Source organism: Phycisphaeraceae bacterium (assembly GCA_019636795.1).
Lineage (GTDB): Bacteria > Planctomycetota > Phycisphaerae > Phycisphaerales > UBA1924 > JAHBWW01.
This window is the reverse complement of record JAHBWW010000006.1, coordinates 328,541-336,403: the sequence shown is the minus strand read 5'-3', so window position 1 is coordinate 336,403 and position 7,863 is coordinate 328,541. Positions and strand designations below refer to the sequence as shown.

At 65.2% G+C, this 7,863-nt stretch carries 6 protein-coding genes; 2 read left to right on the top strand and 4 right to left on the bottom strand.

The annotated features are described in order from the left end of the window. Together KF757_14020 and KF757_14015 are read right to left on the bottom strand one after the other, a co-directional pair. A partial coding sequence (locus tag KF757_14020) for a serine/threonine protein kinase (protein ID MBX3324093.1) occupies window positions 1-2,239 on the bottom strand: 2,239 nt, incomplete at its 3' end. An 11-nt stretch (window positions 2,240-2,250) separates the two neighbouring features. Further along, window positions 2,251-2,910: a sigma-70 family RNA polymerase sigma factor gene (locus tag KF757_14015; protein ID MBX3324092.1), complete on the bottom strand. Its 660-nt coding sequence runs from the start codon at window positions 2,908-2,910 to the stop codon at window positions 2,251-2,253. A 199-nt stretch (window positions 2,911-3,109) separates the two neighbouring features. Here KF757_14015 and KF757_14010 point away from each other — a divergent pair, with 199 nt between their 5' ends. Then, entirely contained in the window at window positions 3,110-3,610 is a 501-nt protein-coding gene (locus KF757_14010) for a P27 family phage terminase small subunit (protein MBX3324091.1), read from the top strand. A gap of 154 nt (window positions 3,611-3,764) precedes the next feature. Here KF757_14010 and KF757_14005 read toward each other — a convergent pair whose 3' ends face one another. Together KF757_14005 and KF757_14000 are read right to left on the bottom strand one after the other, a co-directional pair. Then, a complete protein-coding gene (locus tag KF757_14005) occupies window positions 3,765-4,466 on the bottom strand; it encodes an SOS response-associated peptidase (protein MBX3324090.1) in 702 nt (233 codons plus the stop codon). 15 nt (window positions 4,467-4,481) lie between these two features. After that, entirely contained in the window at window positions 4,482-5,714 is a 1,233-nt protein-coding gene (locus KF757_14000; GenBank protein MBX3324089.1) for a hypothetical protein, read from the bottom strand. A 286-nt stretch (window positions 5,715-6,000) separates the two neighbouring features. On the opposite strand from KF757_14000, the gene KF757_13995 reads away from it, so the two are divergent. Beyond that, the gene (locus KF757_13995; protein ID MBX3324088.1) at window positions 6,001-7,830 is read left to right on the top strand and encodes a hypothetical protein; all 1,830 of its coding nucleotides are present in this window, start codon (window positions 6,001-6,003) and stop codon (window positions 7,828-7,830) included. Window positions 7,831-7,863: the final 33 nt, after the last annotated feature.

Below are 7,863 nucleotides of genomic sequence, written 5' to 3'. Positions count from 1 at the left end.
GCATAAGCCGGCACTTCTCCAGGGCCTCACGGAAGTACGGCTCCGCTTCGGCGAGCCTGCCCTGATCCCGGAGCAGGAAGCCCATGTTGTTGATGGCGGTCAGCGTGCTCGGATGCTCCTCACCCAGCACTCGGCGGCGCTTCTCCAGGGCCTCGCGGTAGTACGGCTCGGCCTGATCGAGCTTGCCTTGGGCCTGCAGTTCGAAGCCCATGTTGCTGATCGAGGTGAGCGTGTCTGGGTGCTCCTCTCCCAGCACGCGGCGGCGCTTCTCCATGGCCTCGCGAAGGTACGGCTCGGCCTGATCGAGCTTGCCTTGATCTTGGAGCAGGACGCCCATGAGGTTGATGGAGGTGAGTGTGCTCGGATGCTCCTCCCCCAGTACGCGGCGGCGGGTGGCGAGGGCGTACTCCTGCAGCGGGAACGCCGCGTCGTACAGGCCGATCGTGCGGTAGAGGTCGGCCAACGCCTGGCGCAGGCTCGCGTCCGTCGCGGGGTCGTCCGTGAACTGCTCGTCGATCGCCTTGATTGCGGGCTTCAGGATCGTGCGGTCGATCATCGCCGCCGCGGCATCTGTGGCATTCACGCGGACGAGTTCCTGCCGCAGCGCATCCACACGCGCTGTCCGCTCCTCCTCATCCACGCCCGCCTTCTCCAGCGCGGCAACGAACCGCTCGCGTACATCGGCCATCAGGTCTACGCCCGCCTTCGTCGTGTCGATCTGCGCCAGCATCTGCGACTGGAAGTCCGACACCTTCTTGAGCTGATCAGCGCGTTCCTTCTCCGCGTCGCGTGCGGCCTCCGCCGCCTGCTCCGCCCTTTCCGCCGCGTCCGCCCGCTCGTCGGCACGGGCCCGCTGCTGCTCCGCCTCGGCCCGCTGCTGGGCTTCCTGCTGCCCGGCCAGCACCGCCGCGTCGCGCTGCGCCGCCGCTTCACGGGCCTGCCACGCCGTGCCTGCCAAGCCCGCGACGAGCGCAAGGGCGACCAGTGCCGCCGCGATCACCTGCGGGCGGTAGCGACGGATGAACTTCCTGAAGCGGTACGCCGTGCTCGGCGGCGCCGCCAGCACCGCCTCGCCGCTCAGGTACCGCCGGACATCCATCCCCAATCCATTGGCCGTCTCGTAGCGGCGCTGGCGGTCCTTCTCGAGCGCCTTCATCACGATCCAGTCCAGTTCGCCGCGCACGATCGTGCCGAGCTTCTTCGGCTCAACGTGCCGCTTCGCCGCCACGTTCGCGATCGTGTCAGAGTTCGCGCTCAGACGCGTGCTCGGCTTGGGCGGCTCCACCTCGCGAATGATCCGCTGGATCTCGCCGTAAGCCGCGGAGCGGAGTTCCTTGCTGCTGAACGGTGTCGTGCCCGTCAAAAGCTCATACAGCAGCACCCCGAGGCTGTACACGTCCGTGCGTGTGTCGATGTCGAGGCTGCCTTCGGCCTGCTCGGGGCTCATGTACTCGGGCGTGCCGATCAGCGCCTTGTGCTCGGTGAAGAGCGTCTTCTCCGTCAGTTTGCTCGCCGTCGCCTTGGCGATGCCGAAGTCGATCACCTTCGTGTGCGGCCTGCCATCCTGCGTGCTCACCAGAAAGTTGCTGGGCTTGATGTCCCTGTGGATGATCCCCTTGGTGTGCGCGTGCTGCACCGCGTTGCACACCTGCGCGAACAACTCCAGCCGGTCCTCGATGGAGAGGTTGTTCTTGTCGGCGTACTCCACGATCGGGTCGCCCTTGACCAGTTCCATCACGAAGAACGGCCGCCCAGTCTCCGTCGCACCCGCATCGAGCACCTTGGCAATGTTGGGGTGGTCCATCATCGCCAACGCCTGCCGTTCCTGCTCGAAGCGGGCCACCACCTGCCGCGTGTCCATTCCCAGTTTGATGATCTTCAGCGCGACACGCCGATTCACCGGCTCGCGCTGCTCGGCGGCCCAGACCGAGCCGAATCCGCCCTCGCCGATCTTCTCGAGCAGCTTGTAATGCCCGATCTGCTGGCCGACGGATTCATGGGGCGACGAGCTTGGAGCACGCTCGGGCTGCGCGTCCATCGTCGCATCGTCCAGCCCGCCCCCGGTCGCGTTGCCGAGAAACCGATCGTCCTGGGCCGCCGCGATCATCGCGCGGATGCGTTGTTTGAGCCTCTCGTCGCCGGCGCACTCTCGGTCGAGTACCGACTCACGCTCAGCCGCCGGAGCATCCAGCACCATGTCGAACAGGCGGCGGATGTCTTCATGCGGGTGTTCGGTCATGTCGTCCTCCGTCAGACTCGCTCTGACTCGATCGCTTCCTTCAGCCAGCCCCGCGCGAACGCCCAGGTTCGCTTCACCGTCGGGGTCGAGACGCCCAGGGCCGAAGCGGTCTGCTCGATGCTCAGCCCCGCGAAGTAGCGGAGCCGTACGACGGCCGCAGCCTTGGGGTCCACCCCCTCCAAGCGGACGATCGCGTCATTGAGGATCAGGAATCCGCAAGATTCTGTCTCGGAACTCGGATCGGGCAGCGCCGCGAGGCTGACCGCCGCCCGGCGGGCCTCCGGACCCCCGCGGATCCCCGCTGCCTTGGCACGGGCATGGTCGATCAGAATCCGCCGCATGGCCTCTGCCGCAGCGGCGTAGTAGTGGGCCCGCCCCGCCCACGCGACCTGACGCGGCCCGGCAAGATTCAAATAGGCTTCGTGCACGAGGGCGGTCGCCGAGAGCGTGTGCCTGCCGCCTTCGCCAGCCATGCGTTGCTGGGCCGCACGCCGAAGCTGGTCATACACCAACGGGAGCAACCGATCCGCAGCGCAGTGGTCGCCCTGGGCAGCGGCATTCATCAGGATCGTGGCGTCTTCGGCCTCCATCGGGGTCAGGATACCAAGTTGCAGGGCTGGCGGCACCAGCTGGTGGCACCCATCGCGTGCACCCGTTGCTCGCCGTGCCACCGTTCGCCGGTTCCTCCGGCGAGCGGTTCCAGTTTTCTTTCCATTGGTAGAGCATGCTCTATGCCAGAGGGGGTCAGAAACATTTCTGGTTGTTTGGATACCAACGCGTGGTGCCACGCATTTTTCGTTCAGGGTTTTGTATACGCCCCCCCGGGGGGGGGTTGGTTCGTGTGGATGGATTCGCACAAGGAGACGTTCAATGACGACGATTCGTGATCGGGTTCGGGAGCTGCGGCGGGTGCGGGCCAGCGATCTGCGGCCCAGCCCGCGCAACTGGCGCACGCATCCCAAGGCGCAGCAGGATGTGCTGCGTGGCGTGCTGGATGTCGACGAGATGGGCGTGCTTACTGCGATCGACGGCATGGCGCTGGCGCGTTACTGCACGCTGTGGGTGCAGTGGGTGCGTGCTGCGATGTTTGTCAATCGGCACGGCACGACGTACCCGCTCAAGGACGGCAACGGCAACATCAAGTGCTTTGCGCAGTTTCCGGAGGTGGCCATCGTCAACAAGCTGTCGCTGGCGCTGTCAAGGCTCGAAGCGGAGTTTGGCTTGACGCCCAGTGCCCGCACGCGCATCAACGTGCCGATCAGACCGCTGCCGATCGACGCGGCGATGGATGCGTTCTTCAACGGCTCGAATGACTGGATTGAGACGAAGAGAAGGCTGGAGGATCAGGCGGGCGAGACCGACGCGACGTGAAAAAAAGTGAGATGAAGTGACGTGAAGAAAAGTGAAGTGAAGAGCGTTGAACAGCACACCACGGCGCGGTGCCGGGGTGTGCCTGGGTGTGCTGGGGTCGGCGTGGTCAGCGCTGCTTCAGGTGCGTGCGATAAACAGCCCGCGACTGGCTTCATCAAGGCGCAGCGTTCGTGCCCGGGTCCGTTTCGGGGCGTGGCTTGATGCACAGTTCGTCGTCGTGTTTGGGGCTGTTGACTCGTGTCGATACTTCGCGCGCCATGATCGCTGCTGGCGAGGCCGGGCGCAGCATGGTTGCTACCTCAGACACATCATCAATCGCCGGGTCGAGCCATGCATCGATCAACTCCACGGGCAGAATCACCGGCATCCGGTCGTGGATCGGCTTCATGACTTCATTGGGCGCACACGTCAGGATCGTGAACGTCTCAACAGCATCGGCATCATGCGGCTGCCACCGCGACCACAGTCCGGCGAGTGCAAACACGTCTGATCCCACGGGCTCGATGTGAAATGGTCGCTTGGCGCGCTGGCCTTCTATGGCCTGCCACTCGTAGAAGCCGCTGGCGGGGATGATGCACCGGCGTCGCCGCAGCGGCTCGCCAAAGAGGCGGCTGGTGCCTGCGGTCTCGCTCCGCGCGTTGATGGGCTCGGGACCTTTCTGGCCACTCTTTCTCCAAGCCGGGATGTAGCCCCATCGGCCCATCATCGCTTCACGGACACTGTTCAGGTTTCGGATCACCAGCGTCCGCTGGGTGGGCGCGATGTTGTAGCGCGGCTTGAGCGTCAAAGGGATGTCCACGCCGAAGAGTTCGGCCAGGACGCGTGGATGGGTCTTGAGCGAGATTCGGCCGCACATGGTTCAAGCGTAGTGTCATGCGTGCAGGTCGGGCATGTCGAGGTCGGGGATACTGGAAAAAGCAATCCGCATCGGTGCGGAGACCACATCAGCCGAAGCAGGTCGAACCGCTCCGTAGCCGTAGCGGGTGTTGATGCGATCAATCGCGCGATCGAGGCGTACATCGGCCTGCTCTGCGGGGAAGAGCGGCGCGGTTGATTCGTTGATGGGGATCAGCCTCTGGAGCGTCGTCGCGATGACCAGATATCGTGCATCAGGAGCGCGGGCCCACTGCTCAATCATCGCAGCCATGAGCACGCGCGTCGATGTGGTCGGGGGCAGGCTCGACCGGCGCGACCATTGCCCATGAGGCAGAAGCCGCGCAGCGCAGACCAGTTCACAGGTGCAGTACCCTTCACGCCGCAGACGCTGCGCTGCCTTGGTCAGGAGTCGCACGAGGACCTTGTAGGCCGCGTCGCGGTGCCGCTTTTCGGGCGGTAGAACATGCTGGTGGCCGAGTGTGCGGCGAGTGGTCGCCTTGTCGGGGAGGTCAAGCCCGCGAATCAGCATCCACCACCGTTTGCCGTCAATCGAACCAAAGACGCTGGTCATCTCCGCTTCGCTCAGCGCATACATCTGCTCGGTCGTCGTGACGCCGTGAGATTCGAAGCGAGCGCGCATCCCACGGCTGATCCCCGGCCAATCTTCGAGATCGAGGCTGTAGAGGCACTGCGGGAGCATCGAGGGCTCGATGATGTTGAGCCCATCGGGCTTGCGCTGGTCACCAGCAACCTTCGAGAGCAGCCGGTTGGGCGCAACGCCGATCGAACAACTCAGCGCCGCACTGAACCGCTCGCGCAAGGCGCGCTTCATGGCCAGGCCAAGGTCGGCAGCGCAAACGGGATCGCGCTCGCGGCCAAGCAATCGGCAGGCAAACTCATCGATGGAATAGACCTTGTCAACCGGCAGAACCGTTTCGACCGCAGCGATGATCGCATGGTGCAGGCGCACGTACTCGGCGGGACGGGCGTGGACGAATCGGATGTCGGGACACAGGCGGCGTGCTTCATGGACCAGCGTGCCCGTCCGGACGCCACTGGGTCGGGCGGCATAGGACACAGCGATGCAGCAGGACGTTTCGGCAGGCCGCCCCGCTGGCGTGAAGACGGGAACAACCCCGATCGGCCGCCCCCGCAGTCGAGGCTGCAGATGCTGTTCGGCCGACGCGAAGTAGGCGTCCATGTCAACCCAGAGCGTGGTCAGGGGCATTGCTTTTCGTCCTCCAGCAAGCCCAATCATATACCTAACACTTGAACGCTGCCTTGGTCGGTCGTGACGGTGCCACAGCGTTCATTCCCCGCCGGTTTGCGCAACGATCGCTGTCCTCGCTCACACCTGACCACCTTGCCCGGCTGCTCACAAAAGCGGGCGGAGAGACAATCACCAAGGCCAGCCCATGGGCTTTGACGGTCGCTTGGGAGCAGAGCGTTGCACCGCACCAGGTTGTGTGAAGGGCGAAGATTGATCCGCGCGCAATCTGGTATGCTTGTCGGCCATGGGAACAGGAAAACAGATGAGCGATGCGGCGAGGATTGGCGTTTTCGGCGTGATTGGTCTGGCCGGGTTCGCCGCGATTGGCGGCGTGTACGGCTTTGCGGCCGCGTGGGTGCCGTGGGGCATCATCAATCCGATCACGACGATCGTCCTGTGCTTTGCTCTTGGCTTTGTCGCCGTGCAGACGATCAGGCTCAGCCGGTTTCGCAGCGGCGGGGGCGCGTTTGTGTTCGCGGTGATCGGGACGGCGGCGTTCATGCTTGCTTCGGCCCTCGTGCTGCGCGGGGTGTTGTCGCCGGGCAGCGGGCTGGGCGGCTTTCTGGCCGATCGACGTCAGCAGGGGGTGGTGCTGTTTGGCTCCTTTGCCGTCTCGGGTGTGTGGCTGGTGCTGTCGTGGATCGCGCAGGCTCTGCTGGTGCTGGCGGTGTTGAGCATGACGCTGGTCGGCGAAAGTGTGCGTCCGTATTGCGCCGCGTGCGGTGCGTGGGCGTGGAAGCCGTGCTGGACCTTCCGCCTCAGGGGGCCGAGCGAGGGAGCGGTAGCGAACGTCAAGGCGCACAAAACCCTCGAATCTCTGACGATGGTGTCGCGCGGCGGCAGCGCGGATCGCATGCTGGTCTGCTCGCTCGGCGTGTGCGACTGCGGCAGTCAGGCTGTGCTCAACGCGTCACTCAAAAAGATGGTCGACGGCAGCGAACAGAACCCCGGCGACACGCTCCTGCACGACTCCCCGGTCAACTCGGCGACGGTTCCGACGCTCTATGCCTGGGCGGAGCGGCTCGATCCGGACATGCGCGGCAAGCGTCCGAGCATCCGGGCCATCGCGTCGGTCCTGCTCGACGATGCCGACGTGTCGATGCTCGACTATCCGCAGGGTGAGCCCGCCACGCGCATGCGGTGGTCGGGTCTGGTCTATGCGGCGGACGGTCGAGCGGACAATATCCTGACGCGCGGGCTGCGCGACGAGATTGTCAAGCGCGGACCGGGCATCATCGCGCCCGCGATCGCCCTTGCCCGCACCGATGGCGACCGCGCGTTCATCGCGGAAGCCTGTGCTGACTGGCAACGCCCCCCCGTCTGGCTCGAAGCGTGGCTTCAGGCCGCGCCGGATGCTTTTGAGGTTCACCTGGTCAGCGGCATTCACAGCGTCAAGCGGGCCTGGGACGCGCGGGGCGGAGGCTGGCAGCCGAAGAACTTCGGCTTGTTCGAGTCGCGCCTCATCGAGGCCGAGCAGTCCCTGCATCGCGCGACCGAACTGAGGCCCGATGATCCGACGGCGTGGGCCTGGCTGATCTATGCGGGCAAGGGCCGGGGGCATGAACTCGAAGCCTTGTACGAAATATTCAAGCAGGCCATCCGGCGCTCGCCCTTCTTCCGCCCGGCCCACACCTTCTTCCTCGACACGCTCGCGCCCAAGTGGGGCGGTTCGCGTGCCAAGATGCTCGAGTTTGCCCGCAAGGCCTCGGCCAGAGCGCCCGCCGGGGCATCGGTCCACTCGATCGTCGCCGAGGCCCACGTCGAGATGGGCTGCGACCTCGAACGCAGCAAAGAGTCCACACTGGCGGAGTATCTGCAGCAGGTGGGCGTGCAGCAGGAACTCCGCGAAGCCAACAACAAGGCTTTTCGGTCAGGGGGCATCGCGCCGGACATGGAAACGCCGCGCACCCGCGCGTGGTTCGCCTACGCCCTCTGGCAGGCGAACCTCACGGACGAGGCAGCCGAACACCTGCGCATCATCGGCACCACTTCGGCGTGGGGCATCTTCGGCCCGAACCTGCCATTCTCGAAGTCCAGCGTCAAACGAGCCAGAAAAGAGTGCGGCGTGCGCTGAGACAGCAGACGCAAGGCCCGCACGCACAAGCAC